Origin of the sequence: Pseudomonas sp. 2835, from assembly GCF_050435905.1 — a bacterium.
In the GTDB taxonomy this organism is placed as follows: Bacteria; Pseudomonadota; Gammaproteobacteria; order Pseudomonadales; family Pseudomonadaceae; genus Aquipseudomonas.
Genome location: NZ_JBNDLE010000013.1, coordinates 70,112 through 96,022, shown reverse-complemented (window position 1 = coordinate 96,022; position 25,911 = coordinate 70,112). Strand labels below are relative to the sequence as shown.

Here is a 25,911-nt window from a genome sequence, read left to right as displayed (position 1 = left end):
CGGTAGAATCAGCGCATCAAGGAACAAATTTTGCTGGTCAGATGGCAGCGGTAACACTGCTGCCATCTGACTGGCTCAATTTCGATCATCGCCCAAGGCCTGCCCACCCGACATGTCATCCTCCTCGTTCAGCCAATCGTTGCGCCGCCTCTGGGCCCTGGACAAGTTCAGCTACGCCATCCGCGTTCTTATCGCCCTGACCGGCAGCATGCTGCTGTGCTGGTACAAGGACGAAATGAGCCTGCTGATTCCGCTGTTCCTGGGGATTATCGCCAGCGCCCTGGCCGAGACCGACGACAGCTGGCAAGGGCGCCTGAATGCCCTGGCAGTCACCCTGGTGTGTTTCACCATCGCCGCGCTGTCGGTGGAACTACTGTTCCCCTACCCGATCATCTTCGGCTGCGCCCTGGCCCTGGCCAGCTTCGCCCTGACCATGCTCGGCGCGCTCGGTGAGCGCTACGGCGCGATTGCCTCGGCGACCCTGATCCTGTCGGTCTATACCATGATCGGTGTCGACCAGCGCGGCGGCGAAGTCACCGATTTCTGGCATGAGCCGCTGCTGCTGGTGGCCGGCGCCGCCTGGTACGGCCTGCTCTCGGTGCTGTGGCAGGCGTTGTTCTCCAACCAGCCGGTGCAGCAGAGCCTGGCCCGGCTGTTCCGCGAACTGGGCCGTTACCTCAAGCTCAAGGCCACCCTGTTCGAGCCGATTCGCCAGTTGGACGTCGAAGCCCGCCGCCTGGAGCTGGCGCAGCAGAACGGCCGGGTGGTGGCCGCGCTCAACGCAGCCAAGGAGATCATCCTGCACCGGGTCGGCAATGGCCGGCCGGGGTCGAAGGTCAGCCGCTACCTGAAGCTGTACTTCCTCGCCCAGGACATCCACGAGCGCGCCAGTTCTTCGCACTACCCGTACAACGCCCTGACCGAAGCCTTCTTCCACAGCGATGTGCTGTTCCGCTGCCAGCGCCTGCTGCGCCAACAGGGCGTGGCTTGCCAGCAACTGTCCGAATCCATCCAGCTGCGCCAGCCGTTCACCTACGACACCAGTTTCGCCCAGGCCCTGGAAGACCTGCACGCTTCGCTCGAGCACCTGCGCATCCAGAGCAACCCGGCCTGGCGTGGCCTACTGCGTTCGCTGCGCGCACTCGCAGCGAACCTGGCGACTCTTGACCGTCTGCTCAGCGACGCCAGCAACCCCGACAACCTCGCCGATGCCAGCGACAGCAGCCTGCTCGACCGTTCGCCGCGTAACTTCAAGGACGTCTGGAGCCGCCTGCGTCAGCAACTGACACCGACCTCGCTGCTGTTCCGCCACGCCCTGCGCCTGCCCCTGGCACTGTCGATCGGCTATGGCATGGTGCACCTGATTCACCCGACCCAGGGTTACTGGATCATCCTCACCACCCTGTTCGTCTGCCAGCCCAACTACGGCGCCACGCGGCGCAAGCTGGTACAAAGGATCATCGGCACCGCCATCGGCCTGACCGTCGGCTGGGCGCTGTTCGACCTGTTCCCAAGCCCGGTCGTCCAGTCGCTGTTCGCCGTGGCCGCCGGGGTGGTGTTCTTCGTCAACCGCACCACCCGCTACACCCTGGCCACGGCGGCGATCACCCTGATGGTGCTGTTCTGCTTCAACCAGATCGGCGATGGCTACGGGCTGTTCCTGCCGCGGCTGTTCGATACCCTGGTGGGCAGCCTGATCGCCATCCTGGCGGTGTTCCTGTTCCTCCCGGACTGGCAGGGCCGCCGCCTGAACAAGGTGCTGGCCAACACCCTGAGCTGCAACAGCACCTACCTGCGCCAGATCATGCACCAGTACGCCCAGGGCAAGAGCGACGACCTCGCCTATCGTCTGGCCCGGCGCAACGCCCACAACGCCGATGCAGCGCTGTCGACCACCCTGGCCAACATGCTCATGGAGCCGGGGCATTTTCGTAAGGAGGCGGATGTCGGTTTTCGCTTTTTGGTGCTCTCGCACACCTTGCTCAGCTATCTCTCGGGCCTGGGCGCACACCGCGACAGCGCGCTGGATGTCGCGGTTCGCGAGCAGTTGATCGATGGCGCCGGGGCGAGCCTGGCCAGCAGCCTGGATGAGATTGCCGAAGGCCTGGCCAGCAAACTGCCGGTGGCGATCCACAGCGATGCCGAAGAAGCCCTGGCCAACGACCTTGAGCAGATGCCCGAAGAGCTCGACGAGAACCAGCGCCTGGTGCAAACCCAACTGGCGCTGATCTGCCGGCAACTGGCGCCACTGCGCACCCTCGCCGCGCACTTGATCAAGGACAGCGCGCCGGCCTGATTACAGGCCGTGCTGCTTGAGCAGCCGGGCATAGCTGCCGTCGGCTTTCATCTGGGCAATGGCGCGGTCGAAGCCGGCAACAATCTGCTGATGCTCGGGGTTCTTCAGGCTGACGAGGATATGCAGGCTGTTCTCGCTGACCGGCTTGTCGAAGAACTCGACCGCCTCACGCACCTCTTTCGGTTCGCGCTTGAGGTAATAACCGGCAACGAATTCATCCTCCAGCGCCAGGCGTACGCGCCCGGCGGCGAGCATGCCGACAGCGACGGAAAAACTGCGCACTGGAATCTTCTGCAATTGGGTGTCGCTGTCGAACTCGGGCGAGTAGGCATAATCGCGCACCACGGCGACAGGGAACGGATAGAGGTCGCTCAAGGCATTGAAGCGCACCGCATCGCCTTTGCGCTTGAGCAGGCGTATACGGTTGGTCAGGTAGCTGGCGGAAAACTGGCCAATCTGCGTGCGCGAGTCGTTGTACCAAGCATTGACCAGCACATCGTAACGCCCGTCCCCTACCCCCAACAGCGCTCGTGCCCAGGGCACCTGCTCGTACTGGCTGGTGTAGCCGGCGCGGGTCAGAGCGGTGGTGACGATGGCTGTGGCCAGGCCACCATTGGCCATGTTGGCATCGGTGAACGGCGGCCAACTGTCGGCCACCAGACGCAGCCGGGCGGCCTGCGCCGATGTGCTCAGCAGTAGCAGTATTCCCATTGAAGCCAAGACTCGAAGCAATGGCCGCATGCTCAAATCCTTTAGCGAACACCTGGTTCGCGCCGTTGATTTCAACTGCTTGAGAATGTTCAGTGCCTATCAGCCATCGCAGGTTACACAAAGAAGAAGTAATCGGGCAGTGGCAAATGATATCAAATGGCCTCTATTCCGGTCGACTTCCAGCCTGTGTTGACCTGGAGCAATTAGACCCTCGCCCCGCTGTCTGCCATGATCAGGGTATCAACCGCTTGAGAGACGCCCATGGCCATCGACTGGATCTGCAAACACCACAGTGACATCGGCAAGGAACAACTCTATGCCATTCTGCGACTGCGCACCGAAGTGTTCGTGGTCGAACAGAAATGCGCCTACCAGGAAGTCGATGGCCAGGACCTGGAGGGCGATACCTGCCACCTGATGGCCTGGGAGGGTGACAACCTGCTGGCATACCTGCGTTTACTCGATCCGCAATCCCAGGGCGGTGACGTGGTCATTGGCCGGGTGCTGATCGCCCCCGAGGCACGTGGCCGTGGACTGGGCCATGAGCTGATGGAGCATGGGCTCAAGTACGCAGAGCATTACTGGCCTGAAGTGCCGGTGTACCTGTCAGCCCAGGCGCACTTGCAGGGCTACTATGCACGCCATGGTTTCAAGGTGGCGGGAGAGGAGTATCTGGAAGACGATATCCCACACATTGGTATGCGGCGGGACTAGCAGCATCGCCGGTCAAGTCGGGTCGCCGCACCGCCGCTCCCACAATTATGTAAGAGCGGGCTTGACCCGCGATGGGGCCTTCAGGGATAGCCCAGCACTTGACGAATACTGCGCAAATGCTGAGTGATCCACTGCTTGTCGATCGCTCCCCAGTCGCGAATCCGGTAGTGCCCGGCGTGATTGCGCGCCCCTGCCTGCTGTTCGAATTCACAAACGATGTCCAGGTCTGCCAAAGCGGCAATGGTGTCCTGGGCGGTGCGCCGCGGCATGCCGGTGGCTTCCATCAAGGCCGGGACGGTGCTGGCAGTCTGGCTGTCGATCAGCCAGGCGACATACAGCCGGCGGTAGAAACTGCTCTTGGTCTTGCTCACTTCCATTGGCAAATCCTCAGGGCCTACAGGCTGGCGGGCAGCTCGCGGTAGGTCAGGTAAACCCGCAGGTCGAATTCCAGTTGATGGTAGCCCGGCTGCATGTACTCGCAGAGCTGGTAGAACGCCTTGTTGTGATCGGACTCTTTCAGGTGCGCCAGCTCGTGCACCACGATCATCTTCAAAAACTGCGGCGCCGCCTCCTTGAACAACGAGGCGATGCGAATTTCCTTCTTGGCCTTCAACTTGCCGCCCTGCACCCGCGACACTGCCGTGTGCAGGCCGAGCGCGCGGTGGGTGAGGTCGAGGCGGTTATCGAACAGCACCTTGTCGAGGTTCGGCGCGTTGCGCAGGTGCTCCTGCTTGAGCGCCTGGGCATAGGTGTACAGCGCCTTGTCGCTTTGTACCGCGTGCCTGTCCGGATAGCGCTGCTGCAAGTAGTCGCCCAGGCGATTGCTGGCAATCAACTGGCGGACCTGGTCTTGCAGGGCGGGCGGATAGGCTTGCAGGTACTTGAGCGCGGTCATGGTCAAACGGCTGACGATAAAAGCGCCCAGTGTACCCAACTACAACCGTTGCCAGTCAAAAAAGCCCGGAAACACCCCGGCGTCACTGGGGGTCAAGGGCCGCGCCACCAGAAAACCCTGCACATACTCGCAGCCATTGGCCTGCAGCCATTGCGCCTGTTCGCGGGTTTCGACACCTTCGGCGATCACGCTGATGCTGTACTGCCGGCACAGGTCGATCACGCAGCGAACCAGCGCCGCGTCCGCTTGCGACCCGGGCAAACGGGCGACCAGGTGACGGTCAAGCTTGAGGGTGTCGATCGGCAGGTCGCGCAGCATGCGCAGCGAGCAGTCGCCAGCGCCGAAATCGTCGAGGGCAATGCGTACGCCCAGTTCACGCAGCTTGTGCAACTGCTTCAGGGCCGCCTCGTGGTTGAGCATCAACGAGGTCTCGGCCACTTCGACCTCCATCTGCGAGGGTTCCAGGCCCTGGCTGGCGATCACCCGCCCCAGTTCCTCGGCCAGGTTGGGCATGGCGAACTGCACGCGGCTTAGGCTGATGCCCAGCACCAGTGCCGGGTCAAAGCATTCCTGCCAGTCACGCCGCTGCGCCGCGCCCTGGGCATAGATCCAGCTGGCCAGGCGTGAAATCAGGCGCGCCTCTTCGAGCAAGGGCAGGAACAACCCCGGCGGTACGTCACCGACGCTAGGGTGCTGCCAGCGCAACAGCGCCTCGAAGCCGCGCAGACGCCCGTCGGCGAAGGCCACCTGCGGCTGGTAAACGAGGCTGAAGTCCTTGTGCTCGATGGCACCGCGCACCGAATCTTCGAGCATCAGCCGTGAGCGCGCACGGCCATTGAGGTCCTGATCGTAGTAGCGATACTGCTGGCGCCCAGCCTGCTTGGCCGCATACATGGCGGCATCGGCCGCGCGCAGCAGGCCGTCGAGGCTGGCGCCGCAATCGGGGTAGGTGGCGATACCGATGCTCACGCCCAGGGTCACTTCCATGCCCTCTATCTGCTGGCAGATCGACATGCGCTCGATCACCCGCTCGGCAAAGCGCGCGGCCTGCTCCGGGTATTCCAGGGCGTCAAACAGCGCGGTGAACTCATCGCCGCCCATGCGCGCAAGGATGGCACTGGCGCCCAGGCAATCCTTGAGCTGCTCGGCGACCCAATGCAGCACCCGATCACCTGCCTCGTGGCCGAGAAAATCGTTGATGCGCTTGAAGCCGTCGAGATCCAGGTACATCAGCGCCTTGGTCTTGTCGCTGCGCTCATTGCGCACCAGGGCGCTTTCGGCGGCCTGATAGAAGCCGCGGCGGTTGAGCAAGCCGGTCAAGGGGTCGGTGACCGCCTGAAATTCCAGCTGTTGGTGCAGGTTGCGCACCACCGACATGTCCAGCACCGTCACCACCATGGCGCGCTGGCCATCGGTCAAGGGTGAACAGGACAGCGCTACTGGCAGCGGCTGACCGCCAGCCGTGCGCAGCAGGGCGTCGTGGATTCGGAAGATCTGCCGGTCCAGGTAGGCCTGGTAGAAGGCCGATTCAGCCCACAGGCTCACCCCCGGCGACTGCACGAAATCCAGTAGGTTGGCGCCTTGCAGCAGCTCCACCGGAGCTTCGAGCAACTGCGAAATGGCCGGATTGGCAAAGGTGATCTCGCCGTTTTCAGCCACCACCAGAATGCCTTCTGCGGCGTTGTTCAGCACCGAGGCATTGAACGCCCGCGCCGCTTCCAGATCGCGGCTCAAGCGCTGTAGCGAGCGCCGGTTGCGCTGTTGCTCGAGCAGGGCCTGGACCTTGGGCTTGAGGATCTGCGGATCGAAGGGTTTGAACAGGTAATCCACCGCACCACTGGCATAGCCCTTGAGCACGGCAGCCTGGGACTGTTCGTTGGCGGTGAGGAAGATGATCGGTGTCAGCCGCGTACGCTGGCTGCCGCGCATCAGGCGGGCGACCTCGAAACCATCCATGCCCGGCATCTGCACATCCAGCAGAACCAGGTCCACTTCATGTTCGAGCAGCGCGCTCAGGGCTTCCGTCCCCGAGCTCGCGGTGAGTACTTGCCAGTCCTGACGAGCCAGCAGGGCCCGCATGCTGATCAGGTTTTCCGGGTAGTCATCAACGACCAGCAGTACTGAGCCGCTGTCGTGTGACTGAGGTTGCGCGCAATCCATGCTGCTTCTCTTAAGGCACCAATGCCGGACTTCGGCTGAAATCTGTGCATAACTCTAGACCCGGCGGTCGCAAATCTGAAGTGCACAGATTGCCATCATGCACATAAATCATCTTTCGCCGACTAACGGTGTAGTGGGCAGCGCCCCGACCTCAACGCTATGCAGCAAAAAAGCGTGACAATGCGACTACGTAGTGAATCTCTCCACCAATTGTGCGGGCCCGTAGCTCGGTACACGAAATACCAAACGATCCCCTTTTTTTATCTCCAGCTTGCTGCCATTACCCAGGGTCAATTCACTCATGTAAGTCGCATCGCTGCGTATCACTTGAATAGAAGTGCTGGAAGAGTCATTCACCGCGAAAGACAGGTCCTGGCTCCAGTCGCCGTCAACCATTTCGAATATTCCATAGGACCGGGTCTGGATCCTTGCCCCCGACGTACGAGGACTGGAGTAAGTGACATGAGCGCCGCGCTGCTCGGCACGGACACCATTTGCAAAAATCACATTATCTACCAACCGCTGCCGCAGCGACCAATCAGTATTAATAATGTAGTGCCCTTGAATCGGACTGGCAGAGTTTCCTGCGGCAAACCAACCCATCAGGTCCTGCGAAAGATCTTTAGGCGTAAAAAAAGGCAGTGAATAATAAGCTGCCTGGACGGACTTGAGGGCGCCGAAGGTTTTACTTTCCTGCCCGACACCTCTTATAAATTTAGCCATTTGGCTATTGGTTGGTGTATTTGATCCAATCCACCGTTGTTCAACCCCCTCCCAGAACAACCGTGGGCGGCGTCCGTGGTTGTAGGCGATTACCGTATTCTTGTTCAGCGCCCATAATTGGCTCACCGAAGCGGTCCTACAAGATACAGGCACAATTGAATGCCCCAGCTTACGCTCGATCAAGTTAGCCAGTTCATCATGCGCTGCGTCGGTAAAGCGTCTGAAAAGATGAAAATTCAGGATGATTATTTCGTTATCTGCCCCGGCGCTACGCCGGTAGTGCAACAGTGCATCAAGCACGTCGACCTCTACCGTTCGACCATTGTTTGTAGAGTGATAAATAGAGAACCTGCGGGGATTCGAAACCCCTGCGAAAAACTCCACTCTCAGGTCGAGTACCCGAATACCTGCCATAAGTTGTTCATATACCGGAACATCCTGAGTTGTCTCCGAAGAGGGTGTCATCGGCGCCTTTTTGTCCATGCCGGAGTTATGCGTACCAGGCAACACCGCCTCACCAATGGGCAGTGACCCAATGGAGCGGTTCCCGCGATATCTGTACATCCAGCTACTGCGCTCATTTCTAGCAGGTGCGCAAATGCCCCCCGAGGCACTTCCACTTGGACACCATGCTCTCGGCTGAAGCTCCAGATCTTCTACGCCCCGCTCTGCTTGTATCTCTGGCAGCACGGTCTCGGCACTCACTTGCTCTACATTCTCTTGCCCCAAATAATCTTCAATCGCCATAAATAACCAATACCTTAAGGAGTGAAAGCATGAAGCTAATAGTTCCGAAGAAGGCATGGCATATAGAAACGGTTCCTTGCGCTGGTTTTTCCGCCTCAAAAAAAAACCCGCATCACTGCGGGTTTTTATTGAGTCCAGGTCTTAGTTGACCTTGGCGGCCAGCTCACCTTTGGCGTAGCGCTGGAACATGGCTTCGAGGGAGATCGGCTTGATCTTCGAGGCGTTGCCAGCGGTGCCGAAGGCTTCGTAACGGGCGATGCAGACGTCGCGCATGGCCTTGACGGTTTCGCCGAAGAACTTGCGTGGGTCGAATTCGCTCGGGTTGGTGGCCATCAGGCGACGCATGGCACCGGTGGACGCCAGGCGCAGGTCGGTGTCGATGTTGACCTTGCGCACGCCGTACTTGATGCCTTCGACGATTTCTTCAACCGGCACACCGTAGGTTTCCTTGATGTCGCCGCCGTACTGGTTGATGATCGCCAGCCACTCTTGCGGTACCGAGGACGAACCGTGCATCACCAGGTGGGTGTTGGGGATGCGCTTGTGGATTTCCTTGATACGGTCGATCGCCAGCACGTCGCCGGTAGGCGGCTTGGTGAACTTGTAGGCACCGTGGCTGGTACCGATGGCGATGGCCAGGGCATCGACCTGAGTGCGTTTGACGAAGTCGGCGGCTTCTTCCGGATCGGTCAGCATCTGGCTGTGATCCAGCACGCCTTCGGCGCCGATACCATCTTCTTCACCGGCCATGCCGGTTTCCAGCGAACCCAGGCAGCCCAGCTCGCCCTCAACCGAAACGCCGCAGGCGTGAGCCATGGCAACGGTTTGCTGGGTAACACGGACGTTGTAGTCGTAGTCGGTCGGGGTCTTGCCGTCTTCGCCCAGCGAGCCGTCCATCATGACCGAGCTGAAGCCCAGCTGGATCGAGCGCTGGCAGACGTCAGGGCTTGTGCCGTGGTCCTGGTGCATGCACACCGGGATGTGCGGGAATTCTTCGATCGCCGCCAGGATCAGATGGCGCAGGAACGGCGCACCAGCGTATTTGCGGGCACCGGCCGAGGCCTGGACAATCACCGGGGAGTCGGTCTTGTCAGCGGCTTCCATGATGGCGCGCATCTGCTCGAGGTTGTTGACGTTGAAAGCTGGAACGCCGTAGCCGAATTCAGCGGCGTGGTCCAGCATCTGGCGCATGCTAATGAGTGCCATTGTGTATCTCTCTCCCGACAAGCGTCGTTTTTCGTGCAAGCCTGCCGCAGCGGCGGTTGCTATTCAAGTTGTGTGGGCCATCACGCGGCCCGGCCAGTCACGGCGCCTTGCAGCCCCGCCCTATCAAATCGTTGGTGGCGACCCAGTACACCAGGCCTTCGTCACCCTTGCTGTGGAACGCCAGCACTCCATCGCTGTACAACGCGCCCGAGCCGCTGGGCTCCGGCTTGAGCCGGTAGACCTGGTCGCCGCCGCCAAGGCGCACGTCCACGTCCTGCTCGCTGCTATCGGTAAAGCGCCAGAGCACTTCAGCCTGGCTGTCACAGACCCAGCGGGTCCAGTTGTCGGCCGGCGCCGGCGCAGGCTTGAAGCTTGCACAACCACCGAGTAGTGCCAGGGCCATCGAGGCCGCTACCGCTTTCATCCAATATCCTCTAGCAGACCACAAACCGGCCAGTAGGTTGCCGTGAACCGATCAAGGGCAACCCTGGGCCTGACGCTGATGTTCGTCGTCGTATTTTTCCAGACCATCCGGGCCCAGCCTTTTGTTGATCACCGGTACCGTTTCAGCCTGCCACTCAGACTGATAGCAGCCACCTTTCGGCGCCCCGGGCTTTGCCGCCGCCTGCTCCGGGTTGCTGGAGCAAGCGCCGAGCAGCCCGGCCAGGATAATCACAGGCAATTGCTTGACCATCAGGTCGCTCCCTTTGCCAGGCCGAATGGATCAGGCCTTGGCCCGCTGTTCCAGCACTTCGACAGCCGGCAGCACTTTACCTTCGACGAACTCGAGGAACGCACCGCCACCGGTAGAAATGTAGGAGATTTGCTCGGCAACGCCATATTTGTCGATAGCCGCCAGGGTGTCGCCACCACCGGCGATGGAGAACGCAGCGCTCTCGGCGATGGCCTGGGCCAGGACCTTGGTGCCGTTGCCGAACTGGTCGAATTCAAAAACGCCGACCGGGCCGTTCCACAGGATGGTCTTCGACGACTTCAACAGCTCGGCGAAATTGGCTGCGGTTTGCGGGCCGATATCGAGGATCATGTCGTCTTCGGCAACGTCGGCCACCAGCTTGACGGTCGCGGCGGCACTTTCGGCAAATTCCTTGGCAACCACGACGTCGACCGGCAGCGGTACGTTGACCTTGGCGGCGATGGCCTTGGCGGTGTCGATCAGGTCAGGCTCGTACAGCGACTTGCCAACCGGGTGACCGGCTGCTGCCAGGAAGGTGTTGGCGATGCCGCCGCCGACGATCAGCAGATCGCAGATCTGGCTCAGGCTGTTGAGAACATCCAGCTTGGTCGATACCTTGGAGCCGGCAACAATGGCCGCCATCGGCTTGGCCGGGGCCTTCAGGGCCTTGCCCAGGGCATCCAGCTCGGCCGCCAGCAGCGGGCCGGCAGCAGCGACCTTGGCGAACTTGGCCACGCCGTGGGTCGAGCCTTCGGCGCGGTGAGCGGTACCGAAAGCGTCCATCACGAATACGTCACACAGGGCGGCGTACTTCTGCGCCAGCTCGTCGACGTTCTTCTTCTCGCCCTTGTTGAAGCGCACGTTCTCGAACAGGACGATGTCACCGGCCTTGATTTCGACACCGTCGAGGTAGTCGGCAACCAGCGGCACGTCGCGGCCCAGGGCCTTGCTCAGGTACTCGGCGACCGGCTTGAGGCTGTTCTCGGCAGAGAATTCGCCTTCGCTCGGGCGGCCCAGGTGCGAGCAGACCATCACGGCCGCGCCCTTTTCCAGGGCCAGCTTGATGGTCGGCAGCGAAGCGAGGATGCGCGCATCGCTGGCAACCACACCGTCCTTCACAGGCACGTTGAGGTCTTCGCGGATCAGTACGCGCTTACCTTGCAGATCGAGGTCGGTCATCTTCAACACGGTCATGAATGCAGTCCTTCAGGGCTGTTTACAAGTGGAGCGGGTTTGATTGACGACGTGCAGAAAGTGATCGGCAACGTCGAGCATACGGTTGGCAAAACCCCATTCGTTGTCGAACCAGGCCAGCAGGTTGACCAGCCGGGGGCCGGAGACGCGGGTCTGGCTGGCATCGACAATCGCCGAATGCGGGTCATGGTTGAAATCACAACTGGCGTGCGGCAGTTCAGTGTAGGCCAGCAGCCCCTGCAGCGGGCCACTCAGGGCGGCTTCGCGCAGCACCCGGTTGACCTCGTCCGCAGTGGTGTCGCGGGCGGTCTGCAGGGTGATGTCCAGGCACGACACGTTGACGGTGGGCACACGTACGGCTTTGGCCTGAATTCGCCCGGCAAGTTCCGGCAGCAGCCGTTCGATACCACGGGCCAAGCCCGTGGACACCGGGATCACCGACTGGAACGCCGAGCGGGTACGGCGCAGGTCTTCGTGGTGATAGGCGTCGATGACCGGCTGGTCGTTCATCGCCGAGTGGATGGTGGTAATCGACACGTACTCTAGGCCAAAGGCCCGGTCCAGCACCCGCAGCAGCGGCACGCCGCAGTTGGTGGTGCAGGAGGCGTTGGATACCAGCTTCTCGGCGCCGTCCAGGCAATCCTGGTTGATGCCGTAGACCACCGTGGCGTCTACATCTGCCTCACTGGCCATGGGCTGGGAGAACAGCACCCGTGGCGCGCCGGCGTCGAGAAAACGCATGGCATCGGCACGGGTGTTGTAGGCGCCGGAACACTCCAGCACCAGGTCGACGCCCAGCGCCGCCCAGTCGACCCCTTCCGGGGTGGCACTGCGCAATACTCTCACGCAGTCGCCATTGATATGCAGACAATCGCCGTCGACCTTCACCTCACCAGGGAAACGCCCGTGGGTGGAGTCGAAGCGTGTCAGGTATTCGATACTGGCCTGATCGGCCAGGTCGTTCAGTGCAACGATCTCGAAGCCCGCCTTCGCCCCCCGTTCAAAGAGTGCGCGCAAGACGCAACGACCAATACGGCCGTAGCCGTTGAGTGCAACTTTGTAAGGACGCGATTGGGGCATGGGATGCTCACGGAACAGAAGCGTTATCTGCAATCGCGGGGCAGGCCCGCTCCTACAGAACTGTAGGAGCGGGCTTGCCCCGCGATGATTCCAGCACTGTCGATCAGTCTTCCAGCAGCTCTTCAGCAATACCCAGGATGTTTTCCAGGGTGAAACCAAACTCTTCGAACAGGGCCGACGCAGGTGCCGACTCGCCGTAGGTGGTCATGCCGATGACGCGGCCTTCGAGGCCGACGTACTTGTACCAGAAGTCGGCATGGGCCGCTTCGATAGCGATCCGCGCGCCGACTTGCAGCGGCAGTACCGACTGCTTGTAGCCAGCATCCTGGGCATCGAACACGCTGGTCGACGGCATCGACACGACGCGGACCTTGCGGCCTTGCTCGGTCAGCTTGTCAAACGCCTGAACGGCCAGGCCGACTTCGGAACCGGTGGCGATCAGGATCAGCTCAGGCTCGCCGGCGCAGTCTTTGAGGACATAGCCGCCGCGGCTGATGTTGGCGATCTGCTCGGCATCACGCTCCTGGTGCTGCAGGTTCTGACGCGAGAAGATCAGCGCCGATGGGCCGTCTTTACGCTCCAGGGCGAACTTCCAGGAAACCGCCGACTCGACGGCATCGGCTGGGCGCCAGGTGTCCAGGTTCGGGGTGCTGCGCAGGCTGGTCAGCTGCTCGATCGGCTGGTGGGTCGGGCCGTCTTCGCCAAGACCAATGGAGTCGTGGGTGTAGACGTGGATGACCCGCTGCTTCATCAGCGCCGACATACGCACCGCGTTGCGAGCGTATTCCATGAACATCAGGAAGGTCGCGCCGTAAGGCACCAGGCCGCCGTGCAGGGCGACGCCGTTCATGATCGCGGTCATGCCGAATTCGCGCACGCCGTAGAACATGTAGTTGCCGCTGGCGTCTTCAGCGCTGACGCCTTTGCAGCCTTTCCACAGGGTCAGGTTGGAACCGGCCAGGTCAGCCGAGCCGCCGAGCAGTTCAGGCAGCAGCGGGCCGAAGGCGTTCAGGGCGTTCTGGCTGGCTTTACGGCTGGCGATGGTCTCGCCCTTGGCCGCGACTTCAGCGATGTAGGCCGCTGCTTTTTCGGCGAAATCGGCCGGCAGGTCACCGCTCAGGCGACGCACCAGTTCGTTGGCCAGCTCCGGGTGAGCGGCGGAGTAGGCAGCGAAACGCTGGTCCCACTCGGCTTCAACGGCCTTGCCGGCTTCCTTGGCATCCCACTCGGCGTAGATCTCAGCCGGGATTTCAAACGGGCCGTGGTTCCAGTTCAGTTCTTTGCGCGCCAGGGCGATTTCGTCGTTGCCCAACGGAGCACCGTGGCAATCTTCCTTGCCCTGCTTGTTCGGCGAGCCGAAACCGATGATGGTCTTGCAGCAGATCAGGGTCGGCTGCTCGCTCTTGCGTGCGGTATCGATGGCGGTGCGGATTTCGTCGGCGTCATGGCCGTCGACATTGCGGATCACCTGCCAGTTGTAGGCTTCGAAACGCTTAGGGGTGTCATCGGTGAACCAGCCTTCGACTTCGCCGTCGATGGAGATGCCGTTGTCGTCGTAGAAGGCGATCAGCTTGCCCAGGCCCAGGGTACCGGCCAGGGAAGCGACTTCGTGGGAAATGCCTTCCATCATGCAACCGTCACCCAGGAACACATAGGTGTGGTGGTCGACGACGTTGTGGCCTTCGCGGTTGAACTGGCCAGCCAGGACCTTTTCCGCCAGGGCGAAACCGACAGCGTTGGCCAGGCCCTGACCCAACGGGCCGGTGGTGGTCTCGACGCCCGGGGTGTAACCGAACTCCGGGTGACCCGGCGTACGGCTGTGCAGTTGACGGAAGCTCTTCAGGTCGTCGATCGACAGGTCGTAACCAGTCAGGTGCAGCAGCGAATAGATCAGCATCGAACCGTGGCCGTTGGACAGCACGAAGCGGTCACGGTCAGCGAAGTTCGGGTTGGTCGGGTTGTGCTTCAGGTAGTCACGCCACAGAACCTCGGCGATATCCGCCATGCCCATAGGGGCACCGGGGTGGCCGCTGTTGGCCTTTTGCACGGCATCCATGCTGAGGGCACGAATGGCGTTGGCACGCTCACGACGGCTGGGCATCGCTTATCTCCTGGGTGTTGAATTAGTTACGAAACGAAAAAAGGCGGCCATTTTCGCCCAGGCACGTGCCCGGGGGCAATGACGGATGGTCGATGCAGCATGATTTTCCTGTGATTGGGAGAAGAATCAGGCGTTAACCCGGGCAAACAGCCGGATCGGTCGCTCAACCTGCGACGAATTGCCCCGCCTATCGAGCAATATCAAAACTTTTTGATATTGGCCTTGCGGGGTAACCGTTGCCTGACTAGACTGCCGCTCCATGAACCTACCCGTGCCGTCGATCCGCCAAGAGCAAAGCGATGCGCTGGCTGCCCTGTGCAAAGCCGGCGGCGATCCGCTGCGCCTTAACGTATTGCGCGCCCTGGCCAGCGATTCGTTCGGCGTGCTGGAACTGGCGCAGATCTTCGCCATCGGCCAGTCGGGAATGAGCCATCACCTCAAGGTCCTGGCCCAGGCCGGCCTGGTGGCGACCCGTCGTGAAGGCAATGCGATCTTCTACCGCCGCGCCCTGCCCGATGGCCTGAGCCTGGGCGGCAAGCTGCATGCGGCGTTGCTCGACGAAGTCGACGGGCTGAGCCTGGCCGATGAGGTCCAGGCCCGTATCGCCCAGGTGCAACAACGCCGGGCAGCTACCAGCCAGGACTTTTTCCTGCGTGTCGAAGAAAAATTTCGCGCCCAGCAGGATTTGATTGCCGGCTTGCCGCAATACCGCGAAAGCCTGCTGGCCCTGCTCGACAAACTCAGTTTTGAGGCTGGCGCCGATGCCCTTGAAGTGGGCCCCGGCGATGGCGAATTTCTTCCCGAGCTGGCCCGGCGCTTTGCCCGGGTCACCGCCCTGGACAACAGCCCGACCATGCTCGACCTGGCCCGCCGGGTCTGCGAGCGCGAAGGTCTGGCTAATGTGAACCTGCAGTTGGCCGATGCACTCAGTGCAACGGATGTGGAAGCCGACTGCGTAGTGCTGAACATGGTCCTGCACCATTTCAGCGCCCCGGCCGAAGCCCTGCGGCAGCTGGCCAACCGCGTGAAACCAGGCGGAAGCCTGTTGGTAACAGAGTTGTGCAGCCACGACCAGAGCTGGGCCAGAGAGGCCTGTGGCGATATCTGGCTGGGCTTCGAGCAGGACGACCTGGCCCGTTGGGCCAGCGCTGCGGGACTGGCTCCCGGGGACAGCCTCTATGTGGGCTTACGTAATGGTTTCCAGATTCAGGTCCGCCATTTTCAGCGACCGGCTGGCGACATCACCATCGGTAAATTTTAGGAACCCGTCGAGATGAGCGAATACTCCCTTTTCACCTCCGAGTCCGTGTCTGAAGGGCATCCGGACAAAATCGCCGACCAGATTTCGGATGCGGTGCTGGACGCCATCATCACCCAGGACAAGTTCGCCCGCGTGGCCTGCGAAACCCTGGTGAAAACCGGCGTCGCGATCATCGCTGGCGAAGTCACCACCTCGGCCTGGGTCGATCTGGAAGACATCGTTCGCAAAGTCATCGTCGATATTGGCTACAACAGCTCCGACGTCGGCTTCGACGGCGCGACCTGCGCAGTCATGAACATCATCGGCAAGCAGTCGGTAGACATCGCCCAGGGCGTTGACCGCAGCAAGCCTGAAGACCAGGGTGCCGGCGACCAGGGCCTGATGTTCGGCTATGCCAGCAACGAAACCGACGTGCTGATGCCAGCACCTATCTGCTTCTCGCACCGCCTGGTCGAGCGCCAGGCCGAAGCGCGCAAGTCCGGCCTGCTGCCGTGGCTGCGCCCGGATGCCAAGTCGCAGGTCACCTGCCGTTACGAAGGCGGCAAAGTGGTCGGTATCGATGCCGTGGTGCTGTCGACCCAGCACAACCCTGAAGTGTCGCAAAAAGACCTGCAGGAAGCGGTGATGGAGTTGATCGTCAAGCACACCCTGCCGGCTGAACTGCTGCACAAGGGCACCCAGTTCCACATCAACCCGACCGGCCAGTTCATCATCGGTGGCCCGGTAGGCGACTGCGGCCTGACCGGTCGCAAGATCATCGTCGACAGCTACGGCGGCATGGCCCGTCACGGCGGTGGCGCGTTCTCCGGCAAAGACCCGTCCAAGGTTGACCGTTCCGCCGCCTACGCCGGTCGCTACGTGGCCAAGAACATCGTCGCTGCCGGCCTGGCCGAGCGTTGCGAGATCCAGGTTTCCTACGCCATTGGTGTCGCTCAGCCAACGTCGATCTCGCTGAACACCTTCGGCACCGGCAAGATCTCCGACGACAAGATCGTTCAGCTGGTGCGCGAGTGCTTCGACCTGCGTCCGTACGCGATCACCACCATGCTCGACCTGCTGCACCCGATGTACCAGGAAACCGCTGCTTACGGTCACTTCGGCCGTATCCCGCAGCAGAAGACTGTTGGCGACGACACCTTCACCACCTTCACCTGGGAACGCACCGACCGCGTCGACGCCCTGCGCGCTGCTGCCGGTCTGTAAGGGCTGAAGCCACAAGCTGCAAGCAAAAGCCCCGACCGGGTAACTGGTCGGGGCTTTTTCATTGGCCTAGACACATGACCTGACATGTTGAATACCTTCAAGGCGCTCAATCTTTCCTAGGCTTGGTATTCCACCCCGCCGAGCAAGGATGCTCGCCATGCTGCACACGCCCCTGCTGTCCCTTCTGCTCTTCTTTTGGCTGCTTCCGGCACACGCGCAGACTTGCCCCGACTGGCCGCCTGTTCAGGCCCGGGCTGAAATCCGCCAGCTCCAGCAGACGCTTGCCGACTGGGACGATCACTATCACCGTCAGGGTGTCTCGCTGGTCGCTGACGAACTCTACGACCAGAGCCGCGCACGCCTGGGCCATCTGCAAAGCTGCTTCCCCGCTTCGGCCAAGCCGCAGGACAGCCCGTTGAAAACCGCTGTCGGCCCCCTGCGCCATCCGATTGCCCATACCGGCCTTGGCAAGCTGGCCGACGATGCGGCGGTCAAAGCCTGGATGCACGGCAAGCAAGAGATGTGGATTCAACCCAAGGTCGATGGCGTGGCGGCCACCCTGGTCTATCGCGCAGGCACGCTGGTGCAACTGATCAGCCGCGGCGATGGCGTCCATGGCCACGACTGGAGCCGGCACATCCCGGCCCTGGGCACACTCAACCAGCAATTGCCCAAGCCGCTCGATCTGGTCCTTCAGGGCGAACTGTTCTGGCGCCTGGACGGCCACGTACAGGCCAATGCCGGCAGCCTCAACGCCCGCGGCAATGTCGCCGGCTTGCTGGCGCGCAAACGCATCAGCGCCGAACAGGGCGCGGTGGTCGGGCTGTTTGTCTGGGCCTGGCCACTGGGACCGACCGATCAGCGCGAACGGCTCAAAGGCTTGAGCGCGTTGGGTTTTGAGCATAGCGAACGCTACAGCGAACCCTTGAGCAGCTTTGCCGAAGCTGCCCGCTGGCGTGAGCACTGGTACCGCAGCCCGCTGCCGTTCGCCAGCGACGGCGTGGTGCTGCGCCAGGGCAAGCGTCCGCAAGGCGACCGCTGGCGAGCACGCGACCCATACTGGATTACCGCGTGGAAATACCCCTTTGCCCAGGCAATGGCTGGAGTCCGTGGCGTGCACTTCAACATCGGCCGCACCGGGCGCATCACCCCGGTGCTGAAGATCGAGCCGGTGCAACTGGATGACCGGCAGATCCGCCAGGTCAGCCTCGGCTCCTTCCAACGCTGGCAGCAACTGGACATCCGCCCCGGCGACCAGGTCTCCATCAGCCTGGCCGGGCTGACCATTCCACGCCTGGATGAAGTCGTGCACCGCAGTGTTCAACGCACGGATATCGCAGTGCCGGACCCCGCCCATTACCACTCGCTCAGTTGCTGGCAGCCGAAAGATGGCTGCCGCAGCCAGTTCGTCGCCCGCCTCAACTGGCTCAGCGGCAAACAAGGCCTGAACATGCCGCGGTTAGGTCCAGGCACCTGGGAAAAACTCATCGACAGTGGCCACGTACAAGGCCTGGGCGACTGGCTCGACCTGCAGGATGAAGACTTGCAATCGATACCTGGACTTGGCGAACGCAGCCGCCAGCAGTTGCTGCAAGCCTTCGACCAGGCCCGCCGGCAACCCTTTGTTCGCTGGCTTAGTGCCCTCGGCGTTCCAGCCGCAACGTCGCTGGCAGCGGATATTACCTGGGCAGACCTGCGCCAGCGCGATGCCGGGCAATGGCTGGCCGAGCCTGGTATTGGCCCGGGCCGCAGCGCTCAATTGCTGGCATTTTTCCGCGCCCCGGAGGTGCAGATAGTGGCCGAACAATTGCGCAGACACACAATCGAGGGTTTCTAATTTTGTCGGATCAGGGCAGCATCATGGATTCTGCCAAGCCCGCGACAACGGAGCCCCTAATGAAACTGCTTTCCCCGCTTGCCCTGTTCACCGCCTGTTCACTCCTGGCCACGCCTTTGCTGGCCGCCGAACAACAGCCAGGCCTGACCGGTTGTGCAGCCAAGAAGCAAGCCATCAGCGAACAGATCAAACAGGCTCGCGCCCATGGCAACAGCAACCAGCAAGCCGGCCTGGAAAAAGCCCTCAGCGAAGTGACCGAGCACTGCACCGATGCCAGCCTGCGCAAAGAGCGCGAACAAAAAGTCCTCGATGCCCGCCACGAAGTGAATCAGCGCACCAAGGACCTGGACAAGGCCATGAAAAAAGGTGACGCCGAGAAGATCAACAAGCGCAAGGACAAGCTCGCCGAGTCCAAGCAAGAGCTGCAGCACGCCCTGGATGAGTTGGAGAAGTAACAGCAGGCGGGAACATTGGGGCTGCTACGCAGCCCATCGTCGGCAAAGCCAACTCCCACAATGGGACTTGCCAGCGATGGGGCGCCTCGCGCCCCTTGATCACTCAGTGATTTCGAAACTCGGTATGACAGGCTTTGCACGCCGCCTCGACCTTGTCCATCGGCGCAGCCAGGTCAGCCGCCTTGAGCGGCTGGATGCGGGTCACCGCGACCAGCTCGGCGGTACTGGCTTCCATCTGCCGGGCCAGGTCCTGGAAGCGTGCCTGCTTCTCCCAGACATCAGCACGGGCGCTGGTATCATCCTCTTCGCGAACCTGTGGAAAGTGCTTCCAGGGCTCGCGGGACAGGGTGTCAAGCTTGACCGCGCCATCGGCGAACTTCTGCCCATCGAAGGCCAGGCGCCCGCGCAGCATGCCGCCGAGGTCTTCACTGGTCTTGAGCATTTGCTTGAAGATCGTCTTGCGCTGGCCCAGTGGCGAGTTGGGATCGACCCCGCCACAGGCACTCAGGGTCAAACACGCCAGCAGTACAACAGAAAGTCGCTTGAGCATCTTGATCACTTCGGCTCACGGAAAAAGGCGGCCAGTATCCTCGCCTCACCGGCAAAGACCAATACCCTTATTAAAACTACGGTTTGCGAAAACGGCTGCAAGCCACGCCAACCGTCGAGGAACCCCGTTGATGAAACTTCCTTTGCGCCACCTTGGCTGGACCCTGTCCGTGCTGGCCCTGCTGGCCGGCTGCAATGGCAGCGCGCCAGAAAAACCCAAGCCACACCCGCTGGCGACCTACGTCGGCGCCACCTGGAAAGACCTGCCACAGGTCAGCGACAGCGACCTGGTCGCCGGTTTCGAGTCGTGGCGCAGTGCCTGCGAGCGGCTCAAGCGCGATGCGATCTGGGCCAACACCTGCAGCGCAGCGGCAGCCATTCCTGCTAGCCCGGCTGAAGTGCGCAGCTTTCTTCAGGCGCAGCTGGACGTCTACAGCATGCGTTCGGCCGAGAACAATGCCAACGGCTTGATCACTGGCTACTACGAGCCGGTTTATCCCGGCAGCCTGGCCCAGACCGACAACGCCAACGTGCCGGTCTATGGCGTACCGGACGACATGATCGTGGTGGCGCTGGACAGCGTCTATCCCGAGCTCAAGGGCAAGCGTCTGCGCGGTCGCCTCGAAGGCCGGGTACTCAAACCCTACGACACTGCAGAGACCATCAACGCTCAGGGCGCCAAGGCACCGGTCCTGGCCTGGCTGACCGACCCGATGGACCTGCAGTTCCTGCAGATCCAGGGTTCTGGTCGCATCCAGCTGGAAGACGGCCGCCAACTGCGCATCGGCTATGCCGATCAGAACGGCCACCCTTATCGCCCGATTGGCCGCTGGCTGGTGGAACAAGGACAGTTGAAGAAAGAAGAAGTGACCATGGGCAGCATCCATGCCTGGGCCCAGAGCAACCCGGCGCGGGTCCCGGAACTACTGGCAAGCAACCCCAGCTACGTGTTCTTCAGCACCCGCCCGGACAGCAACGAAGGCCCGCGCGGCTCGCTCAATGTGCCATTGACCGCCGGCTACAGCGTGGCCATCGACCGCAAGGTGATTCCGCTGGGCAGCTTGCTGTGGCTCTCTACCACCCGCCCTGATGGCGCGCCGGTGGTGCGTCCGGTGGCCGCCCAGGATACCGGTGGGGCGATCACCGGCGAAGTGCGCGCCGACCTGTTCTGGGGCACCGGCACTGAAGCCGGCAAACTGGCCGGCGACATGAAGCAGCAAGGCCAGATCTGGCTGTTGTGGCCCAAGGGCGCAGCCTTGCCGGACGTGCCGCAGGTGCCGTGATGCGGCTCAGACCGAGACGAAGAAGAACGACGCAATCAGGCCCAGGCCGACGAACCACACCAGCGAACGCAGGGCGGCCCAGTCGGCCAGGTAACAGATGATGTAGAGCAGGCGGCTGGTGATGTAGAGCACCGCCAGCACGTCCTGGGTCACCTGCTCGGCATTGCCGACAATGTCGGCGATGATCACTGCCGCAGCGAACGCCGGGAAGGCTTCGAAGCTGTTCATCTGCGCCGCGTTGGCCCGGCGCGGCAAGCCTTCGAGTTTGTCGAGGAAGGCCCGCGGGTCGTGGTTCTGGCGCAGGCTGAAGCGCCCGCTGGCAACCTTGGCGATGCTGGTACACACAATGGGCAGGAACAACGCAATCAGTACACACCAGAAGGCAACGGTCATGGCCAAGTCCTTGTCAGTAGAGTTATCAGAGTTTCATGATCAGCATGCCGATCAGCACCAGCGCACAGGCTAAGAGCCTCGGCCCGCCAAAAGGTTCTTTGAGGTAGCGCATGCCGAACAGTACCACCAGGATCACGCTGACCTCGCGCAGCGCCGCCGCCTCGGCCACCGACCCCAGTTGCATGGCCCAGAGCACCAGGGCATAGCTGAACAACACGCAAAAACCCACCGCCAGCCCCAATCGCCACTGCAGCCGCCAGAACAGTATGAACGGCGCGCGCCGGGCCACCCCTGCCAACAGCGGAAACGGCCAGGCACTGATCAGCGTCAGCCATACAAGATAGTCCAACGGTTGCGACCACAGGCGGATCGCCTGGCCGTCAAGCCAGGTGTAACAACCGATGCACAGACCTATCAAGGCCACCACCGGCAACATCGACCAGGGCAGCCGGTCACCGCCGCCGCCCTGCCAAAGCAGGCAGGCCATGCCACAAGGAATGAGCAGGATGCCGATGATCTGCTGGCTACTCAGGGCTTCGCCGGCAAAGGTCAGGGTCAGTGCCAGCACCACCAGCGGCGACAAGCCACGCATCAACGGATAGACCAGCCCCAGGTCGCCGACCCGATAGGCCTGGATCAGCAGGAACCGATAGAAGAGTTCAAACAGCGCCGACGCCAGCATCCACGGCCAGACTTCGGCCGGCGGCACCTGGACGAATGCGACCATGGCGACGGCAAACACCAGCGCCACCGCGTCCATGCTGGCAATCACCAGCAGGCGTTCGCCGCTGAATTTGATCAGGGTGTTCCAGGTCGCGTGCAGCAGCGCCGCGACCAATACCAATGAGGTGGCTAACACGCAATGGTCCTTGGCAAGGCAGGTGAGGTCATCAATGGCCAGCGGCTATATAACCACTTTCGCGCGGGCTGCTGGAAACGAAATCGAAGGAACGCGGTCAACGAATCCAGTCAAAAGTGTGTCCCGAAGCCCTTGGCAGGTCATCAAAGAAATGCCCGAGGCTATCGGGTGTCGACTTGGAAGCCACTACAGGACCTAGGATGCTTGAGCTCGTTGCTGCGTTTATCTGTTTGACCACCCTCCTCACCTATGTAAATTACCGTTTCATCGGCCTGCCCCCAACCATCGGCGTGATGGTCACCGCCTTGCTGTTCTCGCTGCTGCTGCAAGGCCTGAGCGTGATCGGTTACCCCGGCCTGGAAGAGCGCGTGCAGGGCTTGATGAACCAGATCGACTTCAACGATCTGCTGATGCACTGGATGCTTTCATTCCTGCTGTTCGCCGGCGCATTGCACGTAAACCTTGCCGACCTGCGCAGCTACCGCTGGCCCATCGGGCTGCTGGCGACCGTCGGCGTGCTGATCGCCACCGTGGTCATCGGCTTTCTCGCCCACTGGATTTTTGCCCTGTTCGGCTGGCATGTGAGCCTGCTCTACTGCCTGCTGTTCGGCGCGTTGATCTCGCCGACCGACCCGATCGCGGTTCTCGGTGCACTGCGTACCGCCAATGCCTCCAAGCCTCTGAAGACCACCATCGTCGGTGAGTCGCTGTTCAACGACGGTACTGCAGTCGTGGTGTTCACCGTGCTGCTGGGTATCGCCCAGCTTGGCGAAACACCGACGGTGGCCGACACCGCGATCCTGTTCGCCCGCGAAGCCATTGGCGGCATCCTGTTCGGCGGCCTGGTGGGCTACATCACCTACCGCATGATCAAAAGCATCGAGCAGTACCAGGTCGAGGTCATGCTGACCCTGGCGCTGGTCATCGGCGGCTCGGCGATGGCCTATGAGCTGCACGTTTCGGCACCGATCGCCATGGTCGTGGCCGGCCTGATCATCGGCAACCTGGGGCGCAACCTGGCCATGAACGACATGACCCGCCGTTACATGGACGGGTTCTGGGAGCTGATCGACGATATGCTCAACGCCCTGCTGTTCGCCCTGATCGGCCTGGAGCTGTTGCTGCTGCCGTTCTCGTGGATGCACCTGGCGGCGGCCGGGGTACTGGCAGTGGCAATCCTGCTGTCGCGCCTGCTGACTGTGGCGCCAGCCATCCTGATGTTGCGCCGTTGGCGCACCGTTCCGCGCGGCACCGTGCGGGTACTGACCTGGGGTGGCCTGCGTGGCGGTGTGTCGGTGGCCCTGGCCCTGTCGCTGCCATCGGGCACCGAACGTGACCTGCTGCTGAGCATCACCTACATCGTGGTGCTGTCGTCGATCCTGTTGCAGGGCCTGACGATCGGGCGGGTGGTGCGCGGGGTTACCGAGCAGCCTTGAGACCGCTATCGCCGGCAAGCCAGCCCCCCACAGGGATATGTGGGAGCCGACTTGCCGGCGGTGCCTATCATTCCACCGCGGTATCGAACTGATCCTTGATGTACTTGATCTCGGTCCGCCCGTGCGGTGCCGGCAAGCCGTCTTCCCCAAGGTTGACGAAGACTATGCGGTCAACGGTGAGGATGCTCTTGCGGGTGATCTTGTTGCGCACTTCGCACTTGAGGGTGATCGAGGTGCGACCGAATTCGGTGGCGGTGATGCCCAGCTCGATGATGTCGCCCTGGCGCGACGCGCTGACGAAGTTGATCTCCGAGATGTACTTGGTTACCACGCGCTGGTTGCCCAGCTGGACGATCGCATAGATCGCCGCCTCTTCGTCGATCCAGCGCAGCAGGCTGCCGCCGAACAGGGTGCCGTTGGGGTTGAGGTCTTCGGGTTTTACCCATTTGCGGGTGTGGAAATTCATCTGTACTCCTGACCTTGGCCTCTGGAAAGTCGAGCACCGAAGGGCAATTCAGCCCTGCGGCCCTTGCGTTACATGGTAGCCCCATTCTGGGGTAATCGACCATTACGACCATTGGTCAGTAGCCGCCAAAATTCCGCTCGGCACGCTTTGACAGCCCAATCGATGCGGCTAGCCTGAGCATGTGATCCGCAGATCACTCCAGGTAGTCGGACCACCGGAACTTGGCATACGGCGCGGCAGAACCGGCATCGCAGGAAGCGAAGCTCCGGGCAGTGCCAGTGGAGAGCATCCGAGGCTCACCATTGACCTACTCGTACAGTGAAAAGGAATCCACTCATGTCCAGAGTTATCGACGTCAGCATCAACTTCGACACCGAAACCATCCTCAAGAAATTCCCCAATCCGAGCAAAGACCCGAACAAGCCCACGTTCATCCCGCCAGAACACATCTACATGGTCACCTACCAGGACAACGTCATCTCTGGCCAGGCCGGCGGCGAGTTGCACCTCAAGGGTCGCGTAGGTGATGTGGTGCGCTGGCGTGAACAGAGCATTTCCTTTGGCTTCGAGCAGTCGGTGATCCTCTATGGGTTCGTTTGCGACGACCCCAATCACCAACTGCTGGAAGACCCTCGGGCACTGAAGGCCAAAGTGCAATCGGCCGTGCCCAATGCCAACAACAAAACCGTGCCGACCTGCCAGATCAACGACAACTACTACTGGCGTGGCGACTTGCTTGCGCAAGGCAAGGTCACCTACCACTTCAAGTTCATGATCGTCGATCGTGATTGCAAGTGCTGCGGCTACTTCGAATGGGATCCGTTCATCACCATCACCAACTGATCCAGGGCAAGCGCCGCCGGCCAGCCGGCGGCGCACACCGCAACCCGCCCCAATTGGTGCTCATGGAAGGAGCTCATCATGGCTACGGAGAAACCTGAACACGTTGTACTGATCGTCGATGCCAAGGGCCTGCTTGCCTCGCTCGATCCTTTGCCCGGCAACCCGGGTTCGCCCATCGCGCTCGACCCTCGCCACCTGTGCATCCTGCACGCCCGAGCGCAGCCGGTCGACTTGCTGCTTATCGACTCCGCCCGACTGACCCTCGAAGCCGGGACCCCGCTACTGCTGCGCATGGTGCCGGTAGCACTGCTCGGCGAAGAAATACTGTTCAGCCACAGCCCTGCCAGCACGCCGCCGCTGACAATCGAGCTGATCGAACAGCACAATCTGCGCCTGGCACGTCCTGAGCCATCCACACCATTGCAGCCGTCGTGCCGTGAGGTCGACGACTACCACTGGCATCTGCGCAGCGACCAGCCGGGCGAGTTCAAGCTCACCTGGCAGGTAATGCTGCTGACCCAGGGCTGCGAACCGCTGGCGTACCTGAGCCTGCACCTGGACCTGCAGGTCACGGTGCCGACCGGCTGACCCTCTGATTTGTCTTTAGCGCTTGGGATGCTCGAAAAGCCCGGCTATAATCGCCCGGCATTATTCGACGGTGGCTGCATTGGCCACCGTTCCCGCCACCTGTCCGAGGGGCGCTGCAGCAGGTTCAACCTGTCAGGCTCGGATGGGGCGTTGTCCGCCAGGCCTGCCTGCGGACACTAAACGCACAACGGCGCCCATTCGCACACTACGAATGGAG

The 25,911-nt window shown here is 61.7% G+C and carries 25 protein-coding genes and 1 riboswitch; of the genes, 10 read left to right on the top strand and 15 right to left on the bottom strand.

Annotated features, from left to right (window positions below; all coding sequences use genetic code 11):
* Positions 1-112: 112 nt before the first annotated feature.
* Positions 113-2,296, top strand: a complete 2,184-nt coding sequence (gene yccS, locus ABIE20_RS18795) for a YccS family putative transporter (protein WP_429506503.1) — start codon at positions 113-115, stop codon at positions 2,294-2,296.
* Here the strand turns inward: yccS and ABIE20_RS18790 are convergent, their stop codons facing one another.
* Complete coding sequence (locus tag ABIE20_RS18790; protein WP_429506501.1) at positions 2,297-3,037, bottom strand: substrate-binding periplasmic protein; 741 nt, start codon at positions 3,035-3,037, stop codon at positions 2,297-2,299.
* 231 nt (positions 3,038-3,268) lie between these two features.
* Here ABIE20_RS18790 and ABIE20_RS18785 point away from each other — a divergent pair, with 231 nt between their 5' ends.
* Entirely contained in the window at positions 3,269-3,721 is a 453-nt protein-coding gene (locus ABIE20_RS18785; protein WP_429506500.1) for a GNAT family N-acetyltransferase, read from the top strand.
* Positions 3,722-3,801: 80 nt separating this feature from the next.
* Here the strand turns inward: ABIE20_RS18785 and ABIE20_RS18780 are convergent, their stop codons facing one another.
* The 10 genes from ABIE20_RS18780 to tkt all read right to left on the bottom strand — a co-directional run bounded on the left by ABIE20_RS18780 (position 3,802) and on the right by tkt (position 14,521).
* Complete coding sequence (locus ABIE20_RS18780) at positions 3,802-4,098, bottom strand: winged helix-turn-helix domain-containing protein (RefSeq protein WP_429506499.1); 297 nt, start codon at positions 4,096-4,098, stop codon at positions 3,802-3,804.
* 17 nt (positions 4,099-4,115) lie between these two features.
* Positions 4,116-4,616: a M48 metallopeptidase family protein gene (locus tag ABIE20_RS18775; RefSeq protein ID WP_115089209.1), complete on the bottom strand. Its 501-nt coding sequence runs from the start codon at positions 4,614-4,616 to the stop codon at positions 4,116-4,118.
* 39 nt (positions 4,617-4,655) lie between these two features.
* Positions 4,656-6,776: a putative bifunctional diguanylate cyclase/phosphodiesterase gene (locus ABIE20_RS18770; RefSeq protein ID WP_429506497.1), complete on the bottom strand. Its 2,121-nt coding sequence runs from the start codon at positions 6,774-6,776 to the stop codon at positions 4,656-4,658.
* A 186-nt stretch (positions 6,777-6,962) separates the two neighbouring features.
* Complete coding sequence (locus ABIE20_RS18765) at positions 6,963-8,246, bottom strand: hypothetical protein (RefSeq protein ID WP_429506496.1); 1,284 nt, start codon at positions 8,244-8,246, stop codon at positions 6,963-6,965.
* 141 nt (positions 8,247-8,387) lie between these two features.
* A complete protein-coding gene (gene fba / locus ABIE20_RS18760) occupies positions 8,388-9,452 on the bottom strand; it encodes a class II fructose-bisphosphate aldolase (RefSeq protein WP_043863595.1) in 1,065 nt (354 codons plus the stop codon).
* A 97-nt stretch (positions 9,453-9,549) separates the two neighbouring features.
* Positions 9,550-9,876: an MliC family protein gene (locus ABIE20_RS18755; protein ID WP_429506494.1), complete on the bottom strand. Its 327-nt coding sequence runs from the start codon at positions 9,874-9,876 to the stop codon at positions 9,550-9,552.
* A gap of 51 nt (positions 9,877-9,927) precedes the next feature.
* A complete protein-coding gene (locus ABIE20_RS18750; RefSeq protein ID WP_429506492.1) occupies positions 9,928-10,146 on the bottom strand; it encodes a hypothetical protein in 219 nt (72 codons plus the stop codon).
* A 30-nt stretch (positions 10,147-10,176) separates the two neighbouring features.
* Entirely contained in the window at positions 10,177-11,340 is a 1,164-nt protein-coding gene (locus tag ABIE20_RS18745) for a phosphoglycerate kinase (protein WP_429506490.1), read from the bottom strand.
* A 12-nt stretch (positions 11,341-11,352) separates the two neighbouring features.
* Positions 11,353-12,420, bottom strand: coding sequence for an erythrose-4-phosphate dehydrogenase (gene epd, locus ABIE20_RS18740; protein ID WP_429506488.1), 1,068 nt, complete (start codon positions 12,418-12,420; stop codon positions 11,353-11,355).
* Between the two features lie 103 nt (positions 12,421-12,523).
* Positions 12,524-14,521, bottom strand: a complete 1,998-nt coding sequence (gene tkt / locus ABIE20_RS18735) for a transketolase (protein ID WP_429506486.1) — start codon at positions 14,519-14,521, stop codon at positions 12,524-12,526.
* Between the two features lie 259 nt (positions 14,522-14,780).
* On the opposite strand from tkt, the gene ABIE20_RS18730 reads away from it, so the two are divergent.
* The 4 genes from ABIE20_RS18730 (at position 14,781) to ABIE20_RS18715 (ending at position 19,277) form a co-directional block, all read left to right on the top strand.
* The gene (locus tag ABIE20_RS18730; RefSeq protein ID WP_429506485.1) at positions 14,781-15,782 is read left to right on the top strand and encodes an ArsR/SmtB family transcription factor; all 1,002 of its coding nucleotides are present in this window, start codon (positions 14,781-14,783) and stop codon (positions 15,780-15,782) included.
* 12 nt (positions 15,783-15,794) lie between these two features.
* Positions 15,795-16,985, top strand: coding sequence for a methionine adenosyltransferase (gene metK / locus ABIE20_RS18725; RefSeq protein WP_010221525.1), 1,191 nt, complete (start codon positions 15,795-15,797; stop codon positions 16,983-16,985).
* 157 nt (positions 16,986-17,142) lie between these two features.
* On the top strand, positions 17,143-18,822 hold the full coding sequence (gene ligB, locus ABIE20_RS18720) for an NAD-dependent DNA ligase LigB (RefSeq protein ID WP_429506483.1): 1,680 nt from the start codon (positions 17,143-17,145) through the stop codon (positions 18,820-18,822).
* 59 nt (positions 18,823-18,881) lie between these two features.
* Entirely contained in the window at positions 18,882-19,277 is a 396-nt protein-coding gene (locus ABIE20_RS18715) for a DUF1090 domain-containing protein (RefSeq protein ID WP_429506481.1), read from the top strand.
* Positions 19,278-19,380: 103 nt separating this feature from the next.
* Here ABIE20_RS18715 and ABIE20_RS18710 read toward each other — a convergent pair whose 3' ends face one another.
* Positions 19,381-19,827 carry a c-type cytochrome gene (locus ABIE20_RS18710; protein WP_429506479.1) on the bottom strand — a complete coding sequence of 149 codons (447 nt, stop codon included), beginning with the start codon at positions 19,825-19,827 and terminating at the stop codon, positions 19,381-19,383.
* A 130-nt stretch (positions 19,828-19,957) separates the two neighbouring features.
* Between ABIE20_RS18710 and mltA the strand changes: the two genes are divergently transcribed.
* Positions 19,958-21,109, top strand: coding sequence for a murein transglycosylase A (mltA, locus tag ABIE20_RS18705; protein WP_429506477.1), 1,152 nt, complete (start codon positions 19,958-19,960; stop codon positions 21,107-21,109).
* A gap of 6 nt (positions 21,110-21,115) precedes the next feature.
* Here the strand turns inward: mltA and ABIE20_RS18700 are convergent, their stop codons facing one another.
* Both ABIE20_RS18700 and ABIE20_RS18695 read right to left on the bottom strand, forming a co-directional pair.
* The gene (locus tag ABIE20_RS18700; RefSeq protein ID WP_429506476.1) at positions 21,116-21,502 is read right to left on the bottom strand and encodes an MAPEG family protein; all 387 of its coding nucleotides are present in this window, start codon (positions 21,500-21,502) and stop codon (positions 21,116-21,118) included.
* Between the two features lie 25 nt (positions 21,503-21,527).
* Positions 21,528-22,361 carry an EamA family transporter gene (locus ABIE20_RS18695; RefSeq protein WP_429506474.1) on the bottom strand — a complete coding sequence of 278 codons (834 nt, stop codon included), beginning with the start codon at positions 22,359-22,361 and terminating at the stop codon, positions 21,528-21,530.
* 200 nt (positions 22,362-22,561) lie between these two features.
* On the opposite strand from ABIE20_RS18695, the gene ABIE20_RS18690 reads away from it, so the two are divergent.
* Positions 22,562-23,797 carry a cation:proton antiporter gene (locus tag ABIE20_RS18690; protein ID WP_429506473.1) on the top strand — a complete coding sequence of 412 codons (1,236 nt, stop codon included), beginning with the start codon at positions 22,562-22,564 and terminating at the stop codon, positions 23,795-23,797.
* 67 nt (positions 23,798-23,864) lie between these two features.
* Here the strand turns inward: ABIE20_RS18690 and ABIE20_RS18685 are convergent, their stop codons facing one another.
* Positions 23,865-24,263, bottom strand: coding sequence for an acyl-CoA thioesterase (locus ABIE20_RS18685; RefSeq protein ID WP_429506472.1), 399 nt, complete (start codon positions 24,261-24,263; stop codon positions 23,865-23,867).
* Between the two features lie 336 nt (positions 24,264-24,599).
* On the opposite strand from ABIE20_RS18685, the gene ABIE20_RS18680 reads away from it, so the two are divergent.
* Both ABIE20_RS18680 and ABIE20_RS18675 read left to right on the top strand, forming a co-directional pair.
* Positions 24,600-25,106, top strand: coding sequence for an inclusion body family protein (locus tag ABIE20_RS18680; RefSeq protein ID WP_123564896.1), 507 nt, complete (start codon positions 24,600-24,602; stop codon positions 25,104-25,106).
* 78 nt (positions 25,107-25,184) lie between these two features.
* Positions 25,185-25,694, top strand: coding sequence for a hypothetical protein (locus tag ABIE20_RS18675; protein WP_429506470.1), 510 nt, complete (start codon positions 25,185-25,187; stop codon positions 25,692-25,694).
* Positions 25,695-25,793: 99 nt separating this feature from the next.
* Positions 25,794-25,897: riboswitch (S-adenosyl-L-homocysteine riboswitch) on the top strand.
* Positions 25,898-25,911: the final 14 nt, after the last annotated feature.

Excerpts from the sequence above, each read along its gene's own strand:
- yccS (WP_429506503.1), top strand. The coding sequence starts at position 113 with ATGTCATCCTCCTCGTTCAGCCAATCGTTGCGCCGCCTCTGGGCCCTG.
- ABIE20_RS18790 (WP_429506501.1), bottom strand. The coding sequence starts at position 3,037 with ATGCGGCCATTGCTTCGAGTCTTGGCTTCAATGGGAATACTGCTACTG.
- ABIE20_RS18785 (WP_429506500.1), top strand. The coding sequence starts at position 3,269 with ATGGCCATCGACTGGATCTGCAAACACCACAGTGACATCGGCAAGGAA.
- ABIE20_RS18780 (WP_429506499.1), bottom strand. The coding sequence starts at position 4,098 with ATGGAAGTGAGCAAGACCAAGAGCAGTTTCTACCGCCGGCTGTATGTC.
- ABIE20_RS18775 (WP_115089209.1), bottom strand. The coding sequence starts at position 4,616 with ATGACCGCGCTCAAGTACCTGCAAGCCTATCCGCCCGCCCTGCAAGAC.
- ABIE20_RS18770 (WP_429506497.1), bottom strand. The coding sequence starts at position 6,776 with ATGGATTGCGCGCAACCTCAGTCACACGACAGCGGCTCAGTACTGCTG.
- ABIE20_RS18765 (WP_429506496.1), bottom strand. The coding sequence starts at position 8,246 with ATGGCGATTGAAGATTATTTGGGGCAAGAGAATGTAGAGCAAGTGAGT.
- fba (WP_043863595.1), bottom strand. The coding sequence starts at position 9,452 with ATGGCACTCATTAGCATGCGCCAGATGCTGGACCACGCCGCTGAATTC.
- ABIE20_RS18755 (WP_429506494.1), bottom strand. The coding sequence starts at position 9,876 with ATGAAAGCGGTAGCGGCCTCGATGGCCCTGGCACTACTCGGTGGTTGT.
- ABIE20_RS18750 (WP_429506492.1), bottom strand. The coding sequence starts at position 10,146 with ATGGTCAAGCAATTGCCTGTGATTATCCTGGCCGGGCTGCTCGGCGCT.
- ABIE20_RS18745 (WP_429506490.1), bottom strand. The coding sequence starts at position 11,340 with ATGACCGTGTTGAAGATGACCGACCTCGATCTGCAAGGTAAGCGCGTA.
- epd (WP_429506488.1), bottom strand. The coding sequence starts at position 12,420 with ATGCCCCAATCGCGTCCTTACAAAGTTGCACTCAACGGCTACGGCCGT.
- tkt (WP_429506486.1), bottom strand. The coding sequence starts at position 14,521 with ATGCCCAGCCGTCGTGAGCGTGCCAACGCCATTCGTGCCCTCAGCATG.
- ABIE20_RS18730 (WP_429506485.1), top strand. The coding sequence starts at position 14,781 with ATGAACCTACCCGTGCCGTCGATCCGCCAAGAGCAAAGCGATGCGCTG.
- metK (WP_010221525.1), top strand. The coding sequence starts at position 15,795 with ATGAGCGAATACTCCCTTTTCACCTCCGAGTCCGTGTCTGAAGGGCAT.
- ligB (WP_429506483.1), top strand. The coding sequence starts at position 17,143 with ATGCTGCACACGCCCCTGCTGTCCCTTCTGCTCTTCTTTTGGCTGCTT.
- ABIE20_RS18715 (WP_429506481.1), top strand. The coding sequence starts at position 18,882 with ATGAAACTGCTTTCCCCGCTTGCCCTGTTCACCGCCTGTTCACTCCTG.
- ABIE20_RS18710 (WP_429506479.1), bottom strand. The coding sequence starts at position 19,827 with ATGCTCAAGCGACTTTCTGTTGTACTGCTGGCGTGTTTGACCCTGAGT.
- mltA (WP_429506477.1), top strand. The coding sequence starts at position 19,958 with ATGAAACTTCCTTTGCGCCACCTTGGCTGGACCCTGTCCGTGCTGGCC.
- ABIE20_RS18700 (WP_429506476.1), bottom strand. The coding sequence starts at position 21,502 with ATGACCGTTGCCTTCTGGTGTGTACTGATTGCGTTGTTCCTGCCCATT.
- ABIE20_RS18690 (WP_429506473.1), top strand. The coding sequence starts at position 22,562 with ATGCTTGAGCTCGTTGCTGCGTTTATCTGTTTGACCACCCTCCTCACC.
- ABIE20_RS18685 (WP_429506472.1), bottom strand. The coding sequence starts at position 24,263 with ATGAATTTCCACACCCGCAAATGGGTAAAACCCGAAGACCTCAACCCC.
- ABIE20_RS18680 (WP_123564896.1), top strand. The coding sequence starts at position 24,600 with ATGTCCAGAGTTATCGACGTCAGCATCAACTTCGACACCGAAACCATC.
- ABIE20_RS18675 (WP_429506470.1), top strand. The coding sequence starts at position 25,185 with ATGGCTACGGAGAAACCTGAACACGTTGTACTGATCGTCGATGCCAAG.